The organism is Nostoc sp. PCC 7107, assembly GCF_000316625.1.
Classification (GTDB): Bacteria; Cyanobacteriota; Cyanobacteriia; order Cyanobacteriales; family Nostocaceae; genus Nostoc_B.
Window position 1 is genome coordinate 2,485,567 of sequence record NC_019676.1, and the last position, 18,206, is coordinate 2,503,772.

The following is an 18,206-nucleotide window of genomic DNA, read 5'->3' on the forward strand; positions in this document are numbered from 1 at the left end:
GAATTTGGACAACATGACACTTAGCAAAAGTGAGAAAATGGGCAAAGTAACTACCACAATTACTATTACCAACCAAATTGACCAGACACTTGCAGAAAGAGGATTTATTCCTCCAGAACAAATACGCTCAATTACTTTATATGATGTTTTGGTAGACACAGGTGCAACAAGACTTTGCTTACCTAAAAATATTATTCTTGAATTAGGATTACCTCTTCAAGGGGAAGTAGACGTAAAAATAGCTACAGGAATACACAAAGCTCGGATTTTTAAAATGTTAAATCTTTCTGTTGCAGGGCGAGAAGGAATATTTAATTGTATTGAATTACCAGAAGGTTCAGATCCTTTATTAGGATTGATACCTTTAGAAGATTTAGGTTTAGAACCCGATTTAATCAATCAAAAATTGAGACTTTTACCATTTGAAGGAAAAGATACTTATTTAATGGTTTTATAATTAGAACTTATTCTGATCTCATATATAGTATGTATGAATAAATTTTAATTGGTATTTCTTTCTTAAACAAGAGAATTGGCAAGCACTAGATAATTACAAAAATGGGGAAATCATATTGGACAGTTATAGATTTTCCAGATGAAGTAATTCAATCAGAATGGTTAGGTTTTCCAAAAGAATTTATCGGTCTTTTTGGAAAATACTCACTACAAAAGGAATAGGCGGGATAGCTTAATAATCACTATCAGCAACACAAATACCTTTACATTTAATCCCATTTGTAGCAGTACGCAAACAATGAGGACAGAGAATTTTTTCTACTTCCATTTCTTGATTTATTTCTATACTATTACTTGCCTGTAATTTGTCTTTCTCTGTCTGGGGTGTTACAGTCATAAAACTTGCAGAATCGTTTGGCACTTTCACTTAAATGCTAACAATATTTTAATTGATTGTAGCTCCAAAAGGTTGCACTGACTCAAACACAGAGATTTCACTCCCAACTCAATTTTGTACACATACCCATCCGCGGATGGAGGCGAGAAATTTCTAGTGGATTAATAATGGCTGTGCTAATGAGGAAGGCGATCGCATCTCAAGCATGATTTCGAGTCAACTGTAGCAGTCATAATTACACACCAGAGTAAGGCGCTAGAGCAAAAGTCTGCGTAGTATCAACAACAAGAAAGCGATCGCATAAATGAAACAGTTCTGCCTGAGTCTGAGTTTGTCGCATCAGCCGCAAGAAAACACCTTCAGAGTCAACACTCAAGGCAATATAGTTGAGGAACATTTTGAGGTAGCTTACACGCGCACGCTCTGGGATATTTGGTGCTGCTGGAGTTTGCCACAAACGATCAATGTATTTGCGTACCTCGACCAAAGGAACGGGTGCGATCGGTTCCAAACGCAAGACTTGCCGGATTTGATCAAAAATCCAAGGATTGCCAATTGCCCAGCGTCCCACCATCACACCAGCTGCACCTGTTTGAGCCAGCACCGATAATGCTTGTGCCGCTGAGTAGATATTTCCGTTAGCCAACACTGGACAATTGACTCGTCTGACGGCTTCGGCAATCAAATCATAATTCACTCGCCCGTGGTATCGATCTAGAACTGTGCGACCATGTAAACTCAGCAAATCAATGTTGTGGTGATTGATCAAATCTAGAATTTGGTAAAAGGTATCGGTATTTTCAAAGCCTAAACGCATCTTGACCGTGAAAGGTCGATCATTAACTGCTTGCCGCAATTCTCCCAGAATTCTATTAACTTTTTCGGGTGAAAGCAGCAATCCACCCCCAGCTTTCTTGCGGTAAATTCTCGGTGCGGGACAGCCCATATTCAAGTCAACTCCCGCAATATTATAACCGCAGAGTTCTTGTGCTGTTCTGACTAAATGGGGAATGCTTTCACCCATCATTTGAGCAAAAACAGGGCGACTAGTATCGTTTTCGGTGATTGATGCCAGAATGCTAGGGTTGAGTCGTGAGGTTTCATTGACGCGGAAATATTCGGTAAAAAAGTAGTCAGGACTGCCGTACTGATTGATAACCTTCATAAACCAGAGATTTGTGACATCCTGCATAGGTGCAAGAGCAGTCAGGGGTAAATCTAGATGAAGCGATTGAGGAAGCGATACCTGGGACATAAAATGGAGAGCATTCGACACAGCATCACTCTATCAAACAAAATGAATCTATTAGGGAAGCTTATTGTAAGTAGCCGTCATGAACTGCGTTCTGCTGTACGCAGTTCATGACGGCTACTTAGGTGGTAAAGCAGAATTCGTGAAACTTAACATTTGCCAGAACTCTCGGTAAAATACATAAGCCTTATCCTTTTTCCTCACAATCATGGGCAATACTTTTGGGCATCTATTTCGCATCACTACTTTTGGTGAATCCCACGGCGGCGGGGTGGGAGTTGTCATTGATGGTTGTCCGCCGCAACTGGAAATCACCGCGGAAGAAATTCAGTTTGAGTTAGACAGAAGGCGACCAGGACAAAGTAAGATTACCACGCCGAGGAAAGAAGCAGACACCTGTGAGATTTTGTCTGGGGTGTTTGAGGGAAAAACTCTGGGGACACCGATTGCGATTTTGGTGCGAAATAAAGATACCCGTCCGCAAGATTATGACGAAATGGCAGTGAAATATCGCCCTTCCCATGCGGATGCGACCTATGATGCTAAATACGGAATTCGGAATTGGCAAGGGGGCGGTAGGTCTTCAGCGCGGGAGACAATTGGTAGAGTAGCCGCAGGTGCGATCGCTAAAAAAATTCTCCGACAAGTTGCTAATGTAGAAGTGATTGGTTATGTCAAACGTATTAAAGATTTAGAAGGCATAGTTGACTTTAATACTGTCACCTTAGAAGAAGTAGAAAGTAACATTGTCCGCTGCCCTGATGATGAATGCGCCAATCGGATGATTGAATTAATCGAGCAAACTGGCAGACAAGGTGATTCTATCGGTGGTGTGGTGGAATGTGTCGCCCGAAATGTGCCGAAAGGTTTGGGTGAACCAGTATTTGATAAGTTAGAAGCTGATATTGCTAAAGCGGTGATGTCGCTTCCTGCTAGTAAAGGTTTTGAAATTGGTTCAGGTTTTGCAGGGACACTGTTAACAGGAATTGAACATAACGACGAATTTTATATTGATGAAAATGGGGAAATTCGCACTGTAACTAACCGTTCTGGTGGCATTCAAGGCGGTATTTCTAACGGCGAAAATATCATTTTACGAGTGGCTTTTAAACCAACAGCCACTATTAGAAAAGAACAAAAAACCGTCACGCGTGAGGGTGAAGAAACACTATTAGCAGCGAAAGGTAGACATGATCCCTGTGTGTTACCCCGTGCAGTTCCAATGGTAGAAGCTATGGTGGCGCTGGTTTTATGTGACCATTTATTGCGGCATCACGGACAGTGTAAGGTGTTGTAATTAATACGCTTTTGATTTGCAAAAATATTTATTCTTCCTGGGGCAGTATTTTACTCGCCCTTTTTTTACGACGTTGTTATAGTAGCGAATAACACATCTGTGTAAGTGCGATCGCATCTACTATCAATATGGATACAGAATCAGAAATTCGGCTTAAACACTTCACTGCACTCAAGTCTAAATATCAAGCAACTAATTATCAAGATACCTCACCAGCTAGTCTGCTGTATCTCATACTACGAAAAGCTAATTTAGGTATTGAGTTAACTGACCTAGAATTTGATTGGTTAAAAAAACAAGCACTTTTTCAAACTGTTGAAACTATTTACCAACAGCAACAATCTAATTTAGACGAACTGAAAAAATTAGAAAATGAGTTTTCCTATCTTAAATCTCAGTATCAAGTACCTAACAATTCGAGAGCTTTTCAAAATATTTGTACTACTCTTTACCCGATTCTTTGGAAGCTTCACTCAGAAAAAGCACTCACTGATTCCGAGCTTGAATGGCTAAAAAATAATCAGCTTGGTGCGACAATTTCTCTTGCTCATAAGATGAAATTAGAAAAACATTTTTTGACCTTGAAGGAAAAGTACCAAGCTACTAAATATCAAGGTTTATCACCTGATAGTCCACTGTATAAAATTCTCAATAAGCTGGAGAATAAGCAAACAATCAACAATCTTGAGTTGGAATGGTTGCAAAAAAGGGAACTATTTGAAGCTGTCAAAATTTTTGAGCAACAAGAAGCAGAAAAGCAAACAAAATTTGTCCAATTAAAGATAAATTATCGCGCAGATAAATATATAGATGTATCACTATCTAGTCCACTGTACTCTATTCTACAAAAGCTAGACAGTGATGAACAATTAAGTGATTCAGAATTAAAGTGGTTAGAAAAAAAAGGGCTAACTGAAACGATTACTATTGCTCAAGAGTTAGAAAAAATACGAGAATTTACAAATTTAAAACTCAAGTATAAAGCACATCAATATGAAGACTCATCACCCAAGAGTCATTTGTATAAAATTCTTAAAAGTCTGGAGGGAGAACATAAGTTAGGTGAGCAAGATATTAACTTTCTCAAAAAACGCAAGCTCATTGAGACTATACAAATTGCTAATGAACAATATATATCTATTCTAAAATCTAAGATACATTTAGAAGAGTTACCGAATGATTTAGATATTGAATGGCTGAAAAATAATGGACGCGAAGATATCATTGTTTTAGCTCAACAGAAGCACTACGCTATTCTCAAGAGAAAATATGGATTGATAGAACCTAATCTACCAATGCAGCCTTTTTACGAAATCATGCTAAAACTAGAGAAAAAAGAACGTCTTGATATTGTATTAGTCACTCAGTTAATAGAACAAAATATGTTGTCCCGTGAGGGCAAGATTGCAACTGCACACTATAGATTAGAAGCGGAGTTTTACGAGCAAGAAATTATGCGTACTGGGAATAACTGGAATATACCTAACGCTAGTAGTTATTGGCGTAAAGCCAATGAACCAGAACAGGCATTAAGAGTCACTGACTTAGACTTGAATAAAGTCAAAGAAAATAAGTTAAAATCTGCAATTCTAGTTACTAGAGGCGGAGCATTCAGAGATATGAACAACTTAGATAAGGCTGAAAAATGTGCCAAAAAAGCTATAGATTTTCATTCAGACAGTTATCAGCCTTATACCTTACTAGGTGCAATTTATTTCAGTTGTGGTGACAGGGATAAAAGTAATTATTACTTTGAAGAAGCAATCAAACGCGGGGCTAAACCTGAAGATATAGATGATGAAATCAAACGAGTATTCCGTAATACAAAAAATGAAGAACAACGCCACGAAGCAGCAACATATTTACTTAAGAAAGACCTACGAAGGTATGCTTGGGCTAAAAGTTATCTGAAAAACACCCAAAAATCATGAATAACTGAGATTTTGCAATATTAATCTATGTTAATATATGTTCGTCGCATATCATTGACTGCTATTAGTCAAATCTAATGGATTTTTTGACAATTTTAGGATTAGTAGCTGGGGCATTAACTACCATTGCATTTTTGCCCCAGATGTTTAAAACATGGAAAAGCAAATCAGCAAAAGATGTTTCTTTTGTGATGTTGATTACATTTATGAGTGGATTGTTATTATGGTTAGTTTATGGTATTGCTTTACAAGCGTTGCCGATTATTCTTGCTAATGCTATATCATTTATTTTTAACTTGATAATTTTATGCTTGAAAATCAGATATAAATCAAATTAAATTCAACGGTTTGAGTATCACTTATAGGATTAAATATTTCTAAATTAAATACATTACTAATTATAATATTGCCCTCAGATAAAATATCGATAGAAATATATACCAAAATACAGAGGTACAAACAATTGTACCTCTGCTATTAAATTTGTGGGATTGATATTTTTAGCAAAAGCTATAGCTTTTAATTAATTAAGAACGCCGCACATTTAAACAGCACCATTCTTTCTTTTTCCACAAAGCTGCAACAACCCAACCATGTTTTTCTAATACATCTGCAACTGATTTAGATTGCTCTAATAAAATGCCACTAAAGATACCCCAAGTTGTCGGTTTGGCGATCGCAGTCATTTCGGGAACCAACTGAATAATCACTTCAGCTAAGATATTACAGACGATGCCATCTACTGGTTTCTCGATAATTTGGCTCAAAACATCTACACTACCTTCGGCGGGAATCAGACGTTCTAAGCTCACGTTATTGAGGGCGCAGTTGCTAAAAGTCGATCGCACTGCTAAGGGATCATTATCCACCGCATAGACTTTTTCAGCACCTAGCAAAATTGCCCCGATGGATAAAATACCAGAGCCGCAACCGATATCTGCAATTATCACTGATTCTCTTTCTTGATTTCCCACAAACGATTGGGGAACCTCACTCAAGCGCATTTCTAGGGCTTCTAAACAAAGTTGCGTTGTCGCATGGTTCCCCGTACCAAAGGCCACACCGGGATCAAGGAGAATCACCAAACGGTCTGTTTCTGCTATTGGTAGCCATGCAGGATTAATCAAAAAGCGATCGCCAATTTCCTGGGGTTGCCAATATTGCTTCCAGCTACTCGCCCAATCTTCTTCATCGATTAATTGCCAATGTAAACTGGGCGCAGACATTCCGACACATAAAGCATCTTGACGCAACCACAACGCCAATGCACCTAAATCTAATAACTGGGCTTGAAATTGCGGTAAGTAAGCCTTGACTAACGAAGAATTCCCTTTGCGTTCGCTGGCTGTACCCCGACTACCAAAATCTTCCAGCCGCCAAAAGATCGAATCTTCTAGCTCTGGTTCACATAAAATTTGCAGTTCCCACCAAGTGTTTGCCATAAAAAAAGTTAAAAGTTCAAAGGCAAAAGGCAAAAGAAATTGAGTTCTTTTTACTTTTGCCCTTTTACTTTTGCCTTATAAAGTTACTGTATACGCGTCTCGAATTCCCTGTACTTTGGTGATTTCCGCCAAAATACCATCGGGTAAGGGGTCATCAATACTCAAAGCCATTACTGCATCACCTCGGACGATTTTCCGTCCTACCTGCATACTAGCAATGTTGACGTTAAAACTGCCGAGAAGAGAACCGAGTTTACCGATAATCCCTGGCATATCGCGGTGTAAGGTGAACACCATGTGTTTGCTTGGGGGAACGTTAATTGGGAAGCCATCAACGTCTGTTAAGTGAATTTCTTTTTCACCCAACAACGCACCTGTAACTGAGTGAGTACCTAAAGTACCTGTGGCTTCCAGACGCAGAGAACCGGCGTAGTCGCGCACAGAAGCATCGCGTGTTTCAATGACGCGAATTCCTCGTTCTTTGGCTTCGATGTGGGCATTGACGTAATTTACCCGTTCCCGCAGAGCTTGGTGAAGTAGACCTTTTAAGGATGCTACCACTAAGGGCTGACTCTTATTAGTTGCGAGTTCGCCTTGTAGTCTGACGGTTAGTGTTTCTACTCGACCACCAGCTAACTGACCGACCAAGTTACCCAAGGTTTCCGCCAGCTGCATGTAGGGTTTAAGTTCTTCTAAGACATCGGGGCCGAGTCCGGGAATGTTGACGGCGGAACGTGCAGGGAGTCCCAGCAGTACATCGCGGATTTGTTCAGCAACGTCAATTGCTACATTCACTTGAGCTTCTGTGGTGGAGGCTCCTAGGTGGGGAGTGAGGATGGCTTCTTTACCGAGCGATCGCAATTCTGATTCCCCCAGCGGTTCTGACTCGAACACATCCAAAGCTGCACCAGCAATTTTACCTTCTTTGATCGCTGCGGCTAAAGCTGCTTCATCAATAATTCCACCACGAGCGCAGTTAATAATCCGCGCTGTGGGCTTCATTTTTGCCAGAGTTTTAGCATTGATTAAATGGGTAGTTTCTGGGGTTTTGGGAATGTGGAGTGTGATGTAGTCAGCTTGCTGCATGAGCAAATCCAAGTCTACCAACTGACAGCCAATTTGCTCGGCTCTGTCGTTGGAGATGAAGGGATCATAGGCTAGTAATTTCATTCCCATTGCCTTAGCCACAGCCGCAACGTGGGAACCGATTTTACCTAAACCGACAATACCGATAGTCTTTTTGTAAACTTCTGCACCGACAAAAGTTTTGCGATCCCATTCACCACGTTTGACAGAAGCGTTAGCATCAGGAATGTGGCGAGATAATGACAACATCATTGCCAGTGCGTGTTCTGCCGCTGCGATCGTATTCCCTTCAGGAGAATTAACTACAACAATTCCTTTGCGTGTAGCAGCAGGCACATCAACATTATCCACGCCAACACCAGCACGACCAATAATTTTTAACTGTGTGCCAGCTTCAATGATTTCTTCTGTTACCCTTGTGCCAGAACGAATCATTAGCGCATCGTAATCACCAATAATTTCAATTAATTCCGCGGGTTTTAGACCAGTTTTGACATCAACAGTAGCAACTTGGGATAAGATGTCAATCCCAGCTTGGTCAATAGGATCGGAGACGAGAACCTTGGACATGATTACTTCATTTAAATCTATAGGTTATGCTGCACAAGACTTTTTAGTTTAGTCTTTATCCGCTGCAATTCAGCAAAAATATTCGTTTACTATCAACTTAGATTGCCTAGTACCGCACGGCGGAAATAAACATACCATAAGGAATTGCTAAAATGCTTGTGGGATAACTATTCTTTCTTTTGCCTTTTGCCTTTTGCCTTTTTACTTTTGCCTTGTTGTACTAGTTTGTGCTGTTGATATTAGAGTGTCTGATAAAGCAAGAAAGCGACTGGCACAGGCGAGGGGATCAGAATAAATATTTTGATACTTCTTAGACATCCTCTGAAAACAACGTCTATGGAGCAATCCAAAATTCAAAATTTCAAATCTAAAATCGTCTGACGCTGCCTCCTAGTCTCTGAAAATCAGTGGCTGTTATTACACCCTCTGGTAAATATAAACCAATAAGAGAGCCAAAAAACTAATATATTTATTAATCATTAGGGCTTATGGATATAAGGGGGTAGGAAGTATAAAACTTTCCTCCTGTAACCTGTTAATCGGAAATCGCTATAATTCTGGTGAGGATATTGGCGTGGATTCATAGACGAAAGCCAAGTGTCCGTAAGTTTTGGGGAAACCACCATGTTAGAGTACAACTTGCCGAGGTACTTGCCCTCCGCTGAAGAACTACCAGATTCTGATGAAACTCCTGTGGATAATGAACTGCAAGAATTAATACCAGGGTTACTCAAGGCTATTCTGTTAATACTTTGGTCTGACAGGATGGACTGGTTATTTGGCATAGATATGGGTATTTATTATGACCCTGATCAACCGCCAATTGTCCCAGATGGATTTTTGAGTTTGGGTGTAGAACGGTTCTATGATGAAGAACTGCGTCCTAGTTATGTGCTGTGGGATGAAAATGTTCTGCCAATTTTGGCTTTAGAAGTAGTTTCGCAAAATTATCGTAAAGAATACAGCGATAAATTAAACAAATACCAGGATTTAGGTGTACTATATTATGTGATTTATTCTCCTCGTCGTCGCCGCAAACCTCGTTTAGAAGTACATAAGTTGGTTAATGGTAAGTATCAATTACAACCAGGGAATATTGTTTGGTTAGCAGAAATCGGCTTAGGAATTGGTTGTGAACGAGGAAATTACTGCGGTGTAACTAGAGAATGGCTTTATTGGTATGACGAAGCCGGGAACAGATATCCGACACCAGAAGAACAAATTAAACAAGCTCAAAAACGCGCGGAATTGGCAGAGCAACGCGCTCAACAATTGGCAGAACAATTAAGAGCCTTGGGGATAGATCCAGATACTCTGGATTAAGAGTTGATTGAACGAATGGGAGTAACTTTCTTGTCTTGAAACTAATTAAATCAGATAGATCAACGTATACTATTTCTGATAAATTTACTTTGTTAAGAAGAGAAAATGAATTATATAAAGTTTTGCAAGTTTTAAGAAAATTAAGTCAAGTTTTAAGCTGATTATGTCTAATCGTCCTATTTATCTTGATTGTCATGCTACTACACCCGTCGATGAAAGAGTATTAGCAGCAATGTTGCCGTATTTCACCGAAAAATTTGGCAATCCTGCGAGTATTAATCATGTGTATGGTTGGGAAGCAGAAGCGGCTGTCAAACAAACGCGAGAAATATTAGCAGCAGCAATTAACGCCACACCCGCAGAAATTGTCTTTACTAGCGGTGCAACAGAAGCGAATAATTTAGCAGTTAAAGGTATCGCTGAAGCTTATTTTCAAAAAGGTCAGCATATTATTACTGTCGCAACAGAACATAAAGCAGTTTTAGACCCTTGCGAGTACCTGAAAAGTCTGGGGTTTGAAATTACAATTTTGTCAGTACAAAAAGACGGATTGATTGATTTAAATGAATTAGAAAAAGCTTGTCGTCCAGAAACAATTTTGGTATCGGTGATGACGGCGAATAACGAAATTGGCGTATTGCAGCCTTTAGCAGACATTGGCAAAATTTGCCGCGATCGCAATATCATTTTCCATACAGATGCTGCCCAAGCTATTGGTAAAATCCCCTTAGATGTGGAGGCAATGAACATCGACTTAATGTCCTTGACTGCTCATAAAGTATACGGGCCAAAGGGTATCGGTGCATTGTATGTCCGCAGACGCAACCCCAGAGTCCAGCTTGCACCTCAGCAGCACGGCGGTGGACATGAACGGGGAATGCGTTCGGGAACATTGTACACACCGCAAATTGTTGGTTTTGGCAAAGCTGTAGAAATTGCTTTAGCAGAACAAGCAACCGAAACCGCACGCCTGACTCAATTAAGAGAAAGTTTGTGGTTACAACTATCGCAATTAGCAGGAATTCACCTCAACGGACACCCCACCCAACGACTAGCGGGAAACTTGAATATCAGCGTGGCGGGAGTTGATGGTGCTGCATTATCCCTCGGACTGCAACCTGTAATAGCGGTATCTTCTGGTTCGGCTTGTTCATCCGCAATTACCGCACCTTCCCATGTTCTCACAGCCTTGGGAAATTCTGAGCAACTAGCTTATGCCTCTGTGCGGTTTGGCATTGGCAGATTTAATACATCTGAGGAAATTGATATAGTAGCAAAACATGCGATCGCTACCATTCAAAGTTTACGTAAACAAAAAACTTTGGTGTAGTGCGATCGCCTAATCTAAAGCACTTACTTAGACTCTACATGATCCACTTGCCAAACTCTCAAAGCCTGTGTTATCAAAAAAAGAGGCAAAATACTCAAAATCAACCCGTTGTTTTCCCCTTAGTTCTGGGAAAATGACCCCTAAAAACACTTGAGACGCGGCTGCTGAACCCATGTCTCTGCAATCAATTTAAAACCAGGGTCTTTTTTTAGACTCTCATGAAGTTTCATGCAGCCCAAAAATCTTCAACGTCTCCTGCGTGCTTTAGCACGGCAAGGGTTAGATGTTAATTATCTCAATGGGATTTATTCTGTCCGTTTAACTAATTCTCCCGATGCGCCAGCGGCGGAAGTCTTGCTACCAGAAGGCTTTCCTGTCGAAGCTAAGGCACTTAAGCAACTAGCTAATTTAGCAAATGTGCGCCACCCTAATGGCGGATGTGTCTGTCGTGCCTGTGCTACACCTGATTTTCACCCTGGTGATGCAGGTATAGCCATTGGTTCTGTCGTCGAAACTGTTGGTCAAGTCATCCCCGCCGCTGTGGGTTCTGACATTAACTGTGGAATGCGGTTGCACATTGCCGATTTAACCATTGATCAATTTCTCTCTCAACGGGACTTATTTGTAGAACAGATGAAGGGGGATTATTTCTTTGGTACCAGGGATGTCACCATGACGGCGCAAACTATGAAAGCTTCGTTTCAGCATGGTGTACTTGGTTGGTTGGATGCCATGTTGAACCAGGCGACAGGTAGTTTCGTCAAGTCTGACTTGGCGCAAATTTCCCAGGAAAGCGATCGCATTTTTTTAGGTGGTGCAATGGATGGTGACTGGAATTTAGCACCAGAAGAATTAGTTCCCGATACTGGACTAGTCAGGGATGGAGGACTCGCAACCATTGGTTCTGGCAACCACTTTGTGGAAGTGCAGCAAGTTGAGCGAATCGAAAATCGCTCTCTGGCTTACGCTTGGGGAATCAGAGAGGGGCAATTAACCTTTATGATTCACTCTGGTTCGCGCAATGTGGGTAAGTACATTGGCGGGATGTGGCGAGACCGGACTAAAGCAACTTGGCCGGAAAGTCTGAAGTATCCAGAATCTCAGATTTTTCCTTTGTCCGTGCATTCCCACCCGGAACTAGTTGCTAGTTACCTCAAAGCTGAGGGGACTGCTGCTAATTACGGCTTTATCAATCGCTTGTTATTAGCAGAACTACTACGTCTGCGGTTGCGACAAGTCTATGGTGATGTGGAAGCACCTTTAGTTTATGACTTACCCCACAACATTACCTTACCCGAAGGTCAAGGATGGGTAACGCGCAAAGGTGCTTGTCCCGCTTATCCAGGACAACCCGTAATTATTCCTGGTTCAATGGGCGCTTACTCTTATCTGATGGTAGGAAAAGGCAATCCAGCTTTTTGTAATTCAGCCTCACATGGTGCTGGCAGATTACGCAGCCGATTTGACTTGAGTCGCCAAGGTGCATGTCAAACAGAGTCGGAACTGGGATTAACTGGTGTAGACTGCATTACTTTACGGGAAGAACGCCGAATTGAAGAAGCACCCGCAGCCTATAAGCCAATTCAGTCAGTGATTGATATCCAGGTAAAAGCAGGAATGGTGGACGTTGTAGCAAGGTTGAGTCCAGTGTTGACCTTTAAAGCATAAGTGCCGAGATACAGCAAAGTTCTAAATTTCTAATTCAGATACACTCAAGCCTGTTAACCTAGCTACTTGTTCTACTGTCATCCCAGTTTCCAGTAAGTTACGCGCAGTTTGTAGTAACTGAGATTCTGCTCTCTCTGCGCGTTGGCGTTCCTTTTCTTCTGGCGTTGGTAATAATTCTCCTGCCAAGTTTGCCCAGCGCAACCAAATAGCATCAATACCTTTATAATTTCCTTGCCACAATTGCAAGGCTAAACCTAAAGATTGACTCACCAACTGGTTTTGAGCATTGATTGTAATGGGTTGATAAACACCTTTTTCGTTCGAGCAACCAGCCAAATCATCAGGATTAAAAGGGTCATACCAGAAATATTCTGGTACACGCATTTGATTTTGATAAATCAGTTTTTTCTCATTTTTGTCTGCTTGTGCTGTGCTGTCAGAAAGTAACTCAATAACTACATCTGGTGCTTTACCTTCTTCCCAAACTACCCAACTGCGACGTTCACCTTTCGGAACTCCCAACACAGCAAAAAAGTCTGGCCCTTTAAAATCTTTGTTTCGCACCTGTGCCAGACTGTAATAAACAAACATATTCCCGCCAACAAATCCATCCTCCCTTTGTTCCAACCAAGGAATTAACGCATCTATGAGCAAATCCATCTGAGCTTTATGCCGGGCGCTTTCCATTGGTACACCGTCATCAAGTGGAAGTTCTGCTTGAGTGGGTGGGAGTTGAATATCTGGTGCAGCTAGGGTAGTGTCTGACATAGCTTTTCACCGATTAGTAATTGTTGCGGGTATTTTTATATTAATTGATGGTCAAAATTTTTCGATAGCGATCGCACTTTCCTTAATCAAAAAAGGTGGGACTATCCCCACCCTCACGATTAAGAACCTAAAACCTCAGCTGTTTTCTCTTTATCTAACTTGAACATCAACACACCCAAAGGTGGTAAGCACAAATCCAACGAATAAGGACGATTGTGCATTGACCAATCATCTGTCCATTTACCTCCTAAGTTACCCATATTGCTACCGCCATACTGACGAGCATCACTATTAAACAACTCGGTATAAAATCCTTTTTCGGAAACACCAATGCGGTAATGAGAATGAGGTTGGGGTGTGAAGTTACAAATCACCACGATAAAACCGTCAGAATCTTTGTCACGGCGGATAAAGGAAACCACACTGTGACGGTTGTCGCTACAATCAATCCAGTCAAAACCTTCTCTGGCAAAATCTTGGGTATATAGAGATGGTTCAGAACGGTAAATGTGGTTGAGTTCTTTAAAGAATTGCTTTAATTGTTGATGTGGCTCAAACTGTAGCAATTGCCATTCCAAATCAGCCCAGACATTCCACTCGCTCCATTGTCCAAATTCCATGCTCATAAACATGGTTTTCTTGCCTGGGTGAGCAAACATATAAGTAAACAAACAGCGCACATTGGCCATCTTCTGCCATGTATCACCGGGCATTTTACCAATCATGTTGCTCTTACCATGTACAACTTCATCATGGGACAAGGCCAACATGAAGTTCTCGCTGTGGTTATACCACATACTAAATGTGATGTTATTTTGGTGGAATTGGCGGAACCAAGGATCCATGCTGAAGTAATCCAGCATATCGTGCATCCAACCCATGTTCCATTTCAAGTTAAAACCTAGACCGCCTGTGTAGGTTGGCCAAGAAACCATCGGCCAAGACGTTGATTCTTCCGCAATGGAAAGCACACCTGGGAAGTAACTAAAAATTAGGTGATTTACTTGACGTAAGAAATCCGCCGCTTCTAAGTTTTCTCTTCCACCGTATTGATTAGTAACCCATTCACCCTCTTTACGGCAATAGTCGAGATATAGCATCGAAGCCACAGCATCTACACGAATGCCATCTATGTGATATTTGTCGAACCAAAACAGGGCATTTGCAGCTAAGAAATTCCTGATTTCGTTGCGATTGTAGTTGAAAACCAGAGTTCCCCATTCTTTATGTTCACCTTTGCGGGGGTCTGCGTGTTCGTATAAGTGAGTACCATCAAAGAAAGCTAAACCATGTCCATCTTTGGGGAAGTGTCCGGGAACCCAATCAACAATTACGCCAATCCCGTTTTGATGACATTGGTCAACAAAATACATAAAATCTTCCGCACTACCAAACCGGGAAGTGGGTGCAAAATAGCCAGTGACTTGATAACCCCAAGACCCATCAAAAGGATGTTCCGCAATTGGTAACAGTTCTACATGGGTATATCCCAAATCCTTAACATAGGGAATCAGTCGGTCTGCTAATTCCCGATAAGTTAAAAATCGCGCACCTGGCTTAAGTTCGGAAACAATAACTACAGGCTCAGTCTCACCATTGGGAAGCGTAGGTGGTTCAGCACTAGAAGCGTGTAACCAAGAACCTAGATGGAGTTCGTAAACAGATACAGGTTGGGTTAAGGGGTCGGCGTGACGACGCTTTTCTATCCAGTCTTCGTCATTCCATTGATATGAACTTAAATCAGTAACGATAGATGCTGTTTTTGGGCGGGGTTCTTGCTGAAAAGCAAAAGGATCAGATTTTTCGTAAATGTGTCCTTCAAAATTTTTAATTTCATATTTGTAAGGTTCCCCTACCCCGATTTCGGGAATGAATAATTCCCAAACCCCGGTGGAGCCTTTACGCATTTGATGTTTGCGTCCATCCCACAGGTTGAAATCTCCCAGTAAAGAAACGTTACGGGCGTTAGGGGCCCAAACAGCAAAATAAACACCTTTCACACCGTCGATTTCGGTGGCGTGCGCTCCTAATTTTTCATAAATTCGATGATGGTTGCCTTCTGCAAACAAGTGTAAGTCAAAGTCGGTTAGGTGGGGAGAACGGAAGGCGTAGGGATCATAAGTGACTCGCTCATGTTCTCCTTCTTGAATGCGTAACTGGTAGTTGGCGAGTTCTGGAGTTTCAATCGTACATTCAAAAAAATGAGGATGATGTACGGCTTGCATTGGGTATTCTTGTCGTTCTTGGGGAACGATTACCCAGGCTGCACTGGCGTTTGGTAGATAGGCGCGTACAGCCCACACTTTTTTACCATTTTGTTCTACGGGATGAGAACCAAGTATTTCAAATGGGTCGTGATGCTGATTCCAAACTATACGGTTAACCTGTTCCTGAGCGATCGTGGCTATGGACATGAAGCTACCTGTGTTGAATAAAGTGATTAACTAAAGCGACTTTTTTAATATCTATATATATTCTTTACATTTATTTGCAATTTATCGCCACCGTTATAGTACATCAGATAGGTACAAGGGATATGAGGAGAAGAAGCAATCACAGATGACAAATGACTATGGACTATAAATCTAAAAAAGGGAACAACTGAAGCAAGGTTTTACGTATTCGCAGCAGAAAGACGGTTTGCCGCAGTTTGGTGTTTAATTCTGGTGGTGGAACTTTTTGGAGTTGTGCTTGTAGTTCTACGTATTCGGCAGCGCTTACGGGTTTGCCATCAATGGGCGATCGCGCCTCTATAATAATTTCTGTGCGTAATATCTCTTCTGGGATGTCTTCCGGTGGTGGTAAGGCCATGACGGCTGATCCGCAATGGCTAATTAACCACACACCCAGACTAGAGGTTATACTCAAAACCCCCAATATTATTTGCTTGGTAGATTTTACTTTTTTCATTTCATCACCCTAAAGTCAAAATCAAGCCACTAAAGAAAAGAAATAAGCTAAAACACATCTAAATTACAGAATCACCTGTAAAGGTCGTCATTGATCATTTGTATTGACAAGGGACAAATGACAAATGACGATCTCAACCAGAGAATTTGCCACTTGAATGCACACCAGCTTAACAAGCGCACATTCAAAATTTAAATGGACACTCGTATGTGGTGTTAACCAACATTACCAGTGTCCAATAATTACTGTCTTAGCTGAACAGATGTATGAAATTTGCTGGAGTTAGGTATCCACTCTCCGAGAAATAGGAAAACTCAAGCGATTGTCAAGAACTAAGGTGTTTTGGTAGGACTTGCTGTGGGGGAAGCAGTAGCAGCAGGAGTAGTTATTGCAGAGGGGGAAGTATTTGGTGTAGACCCAGTATCGGAGGGTTCACCTGTAGCAGCTGGTGTAGTTGTAGCATTAGGTGTTGTATTGTTACCACCTTCACATGCTCCTAGAACTGCCGCCAAACTTAACATTAAAGCTAAACCAAAGATTTTTGTTTTCATAACTCCTCTTTCACCGAATTGTGGCAATCAAATGTTTGTGCCTTTCGACTACGATAACCTATTTATTGATAATTGTTAAAATCCCTGTCTATGAGATATTTAAAAACACTACTTAGGACTGATTATTGATGTTTGAGTTATTATGCTAAAGACAGATGAGAATATCTAATTGGGCGATTAAGTGATGATCCCAAAGATGTTCAGGCGATCGCAAACAGTAGTTTCTTTTTGTCTTGTATTGCCATACTGAGATGCGCTACTTAAAATATCAAGTTATCCAATGGCTCATCCTTAGATTGTAACTATGGCAATACTCAAGTTAGGCAAATATTTTGTCTAGATAGAGAATCATATTTGATTACTGAACTATTTGTGAAGGGCCATAAAAGATAACATAGAAAAAATTTTTGTGCAACTTCTCAACGGATGGCTATATCTCAAAAACATCTAAACATGGTCTATAGTTAGCGCTATACTCATTCAGATCCCAAAAAAGGCTATTTTAACCTGAGCAAAATTGAATAAACAGACTAGAATACATTATTTCCTATCCAAGAAAATTTATGGCTGCTGTTCGTAAATCAGCTGTGTCTGCACCCAATCCCTGGTTCTGGCAAAATTCTAAACCAACTGCGCCAAGACGGCGCTTCCCTGGTCACGAGTCAGTCATGAGCAGTGCATCCCCACTTCCAGATCAATCTCCAGTCGCATCGGCTAAACGCCGACGGGGTACTGCGAAAAGTTTATCGACTCCTGCTACCAAAGGTTTACAAGAATTCACGCCCTCAAAAGTTTCTCACGTTCCCACTGCTGAAGTTTTACCTGGTTGGTTGCTGCGGTTGTACACTGTTCATCGTTACTCGTCTGTAGTGACGTTTTTATTAGTTGCAGCGGCTCTGGTTGTTTATGGTTGGACAGTCTATTCTCAAGAGCTTTGGAATCAAGAGTTTCGCCGCTTACAAAATCTGCAACGCAATGAGCGACAATTAACTACAACTAATGCCATGTTAAAAAACAAAATGGCTGAAGATGCAGAAAACCCCAGTGCAGGATTAGTTTCACCAACGCCAGATAAAACTATTTTCTTACCTTCAGCATCTGATACTGCCAGTTCTTTGCCGTCTACTAAGACTTCTAATTCTCCCATACAACAGCCAACTTCTTCACCGTTGGGATATTAAAAAATTCGCAATTCGTAATTAAAAACTGTTTCGGAAGGAGATTT

The 18,206-nt window shown here is 41.1% G+C and carries 16 protein-coding genes; 8 read left to right on the forward strand and 8 right to left on the reverse strand.

The window, feature by feature from the left end; all coding sequences use genetic code 11:
* The first annotated feature begins 13 nt into the window (after nucleotides 1-13).
* On the forward strand, nucleotides 14-457 hold the full coding sequence (locus NOS7107_RS10630; RefSeq protein ID WP_015112976.1) for a hypothetical protein: 444 nt from the start codon (nucleotides 14-16) through the stop codon (nucleotides 455-457).
* 231 nt (nucleotides 458-688) lie between these two features.
* On the opposite strand, the gene NOS7107_RS28990 is transcribed toward NOS7107_RS10630, so the two are convergent.
* Together NOS7107_RS28990 and NOS7107_RS10635 are read right to left on the reverse strand one after the other, a co-directional pair.
* A complete protein-coding gene (locus tag NOS7107_RS28990; protein ID WP_172641449.1) occupies nucleotides 689-877 on the reverse strand; it encodes a hypothetical protein in 189 nt (62 codons plus the stop codon).
* 211 nt (nucleotides 878-1,088) lie between these two features.
* Nucleotides 1,089-2,108 (reverse strand): tRNA-dihydrouridine synthase family protein, encoded by a 1,020-nt coding sequence (locus NOS7107_RS10635; protein ID WP_044499889.1) that lies wholly within the window; start codon nucleotides 2,106-2,108, stop codon nucleotides 1,089-1,091.
* Between the two features lie 205 nt (nucleotides 2,109-2,313).
* Here NOS7107_RS10635 and aroC point away from each other — a divergent pair, with 205 nt between their 5' ends.
* The 3 genes from aroC (at nucleotide 2,314) to NOS7107_RS10650 (ending at nucleotide 5,671) form a co-directional block, all read left to right on the forward strand.
* Entirely contained in the window at nucleotides 2,314-3,402 is a 1,089-nt protein-coding gene (aroC, locus tag NOS7107_RS10640; RefSeq protein WP_015112979.1) for a chorismate synthase, read from the forward strand.
* A gap of 128 nt (nucleotides 3,403-3,530) precedes the next feature.
* The gene (locus NOS7107_RS10645; RefSeq protein WP_015112980.1) at nucleotides 3,531-5,333 is read left to right on the forward strand and encodes a lipopolysaccharide assembly protein LapB; all 1,803 of its coding nucleotides are present in this window, start codon (nucleotides 3,531-3,533) and stop codon (nucleotides 5,331-5,333) included.
* A gap of 77 nt (nucleotides 5,334-5,410) precedes the next feature.
* Entirely contained in the window at nucleotides 5,411-5,671 is a 261-nt protein-coding gene (locus tag NOS7107_RS10650) for a SemiSWEET transporter (RefSeq protein WP_015112981.1), read from the forward strand.
* 189 nt (nucleotides 5,672-5,860) lie between these two features.
* Here NOS7107_RS10650 and prmA read toward each other — a convergent pair whose 3' ends face one another.
* Both prmA and serA read right to left on the reverse strand, forming a co-directional pair.
* Nucleotides 5,861-6,775: a 50S ribosomal protein L11 methyltransferase gene (prmA, locus tag NOS7107_RS10655; protein WP_015112982.1), complete on the reverse strand. Its 915-nt coding sequence runs from the start codon at nucleotides 6,773-6,775 to the stop codon at nucleotides 5,861-5,863.
* A 75-nt stretch (nucleotides 6,776-6,850) separates the two neighbouring features.
* On the reverse strand, nucleotides 6,851-8,431 hold the full coding sequence (gene serA / locus NOS7107_RS10660; RefSeq protein WP_015112983.1) for a phosphoglycerate dehydrogenase: 1,581 nt from the start codon (nucleotides 8,429-8,431) through the stop codon (nucleotides 6,851-6,853).
* A gap of 624 nt (nucleotides 8,432-9,055) precedes the next feature.
* Between serA and NOS7107_RS10665 the strand changes: the two genes are divergently transcribed.
* From NOS7107_RS10665 to NOS7107_RS10675, 3 genes are all read left to right on the forward strand, one after another.
* Complete coding sequence (locus NOS7107_RS10665; protein ID WP_015112984.1) at nucleotides 9,056-9,754, forward strand: Uma2 family endonuclease; 699 nt, start codon at nucleotides 9,056-9,058, stop codon at nucleotides 9,752-9,754.
* A 163-nt stretch (nucleotides 9,755-9,917) separates the two neighbouring features.
* Nucleotides 9,918-11,084, forward strand: coding sequence for a cysteine desulfurase family protein (locus NOS7107_RS10670; protein WP_015112985.1), 1,167 nt, complete (start codon nucleotides 9,918-9,920; stop codon nucleotides 11,082-11,084).
* A gap of 228 nt (nucleotides 11,085-11,312) precedes the next feature.
* Nucleotides 11,313-12,752 (forward strand): RtcB family protein, encoded by a 1,440-nt coding sequence (locus tag NOS7107_RS10675; protein WP_015112986.1) that lies wholly within the window; start codon nucleotides 11,313-11,315, stop codon nucleotides 12,750-12,752.
* A 21-nt stretch (nucleotides 12,753-12,773) separates the two neighbouring features.
* Here NOS7107_RS10675 and NOS7107_RS10680 read toward each other — a convergent pair whose 3' ends face one another.
* From NOS7107_RS10680 to NOS7107_RS10695, 4 genes are all read right to left on the reverse strand, one after another.
* Complete coding sequence (locus NOS7107_RS10680; RefSeq protein WP_015112987.1) at nucleotides 12,774-13,520, reverse strand: Uma2 family endonuclease; 747 nt, start codon at nucleotides 13,518-13,520, stop codon at nucleotides 12,774-12,776.
* 119 nt (nucleotides 13,521-13,639) lie between these two features.
* Nucleotides 13,640-15,934 (reverse strand): 1,4-alpha-glucan branching enzyme, encoded by a 2,295-nt coding sequence (gene glgB / locus NOS7107_RS10685; RefSeq protein WP_015112988.1) that lies wholly within the window; start codon nucleotides 15,932-15,934, stop codon nucleotides 13,640-13,642.
* Between the two features lie 163 nt (nucleotides 15,935-16,097).
* Nucleotides 16,098-16,430: a hypothetical protein gene (locus NOS7107_RS10690; protein WP_015112989.1), complete on the reverse strand. Its 333-nt coding sequence runs from the start codon at nucleotides 16,428-16,430 to the stop codon at nucleotides 16,098-16,100.
* A gap of 332 nt (nucleotides 16,431-16,762) precedes the next feature.
* Entirely contained in the window at nucleotides 16,763-16,981 is a 219-nt protein-coding gene (locus NOS7107_RS10695) for a hypothetical protein (RefSeq protein ID WP_044499892.1), read from the reverse strand.
* Nucleotides 16,982-17,544: 563 nt separating this feature from the next.
* On the opposite strand from NOS7107_RS10695, the gene NOS7107_RS10700 reads away from it, so the two are divergent.
* Nucleotides 17,545-18,162, forward strand: a complete 618-nt coding sequence (locus NOS7107_RS10700; RefSeq protein WP_015112991.1) for a hypothetical protein — start codon at nucleotides 17,545-17,547, stop codon at nucleotides 18,160-18,162.
* The last annotated feature ends 44 nt before the right edge of the window (nucleotides 18,163-18,206 follow it).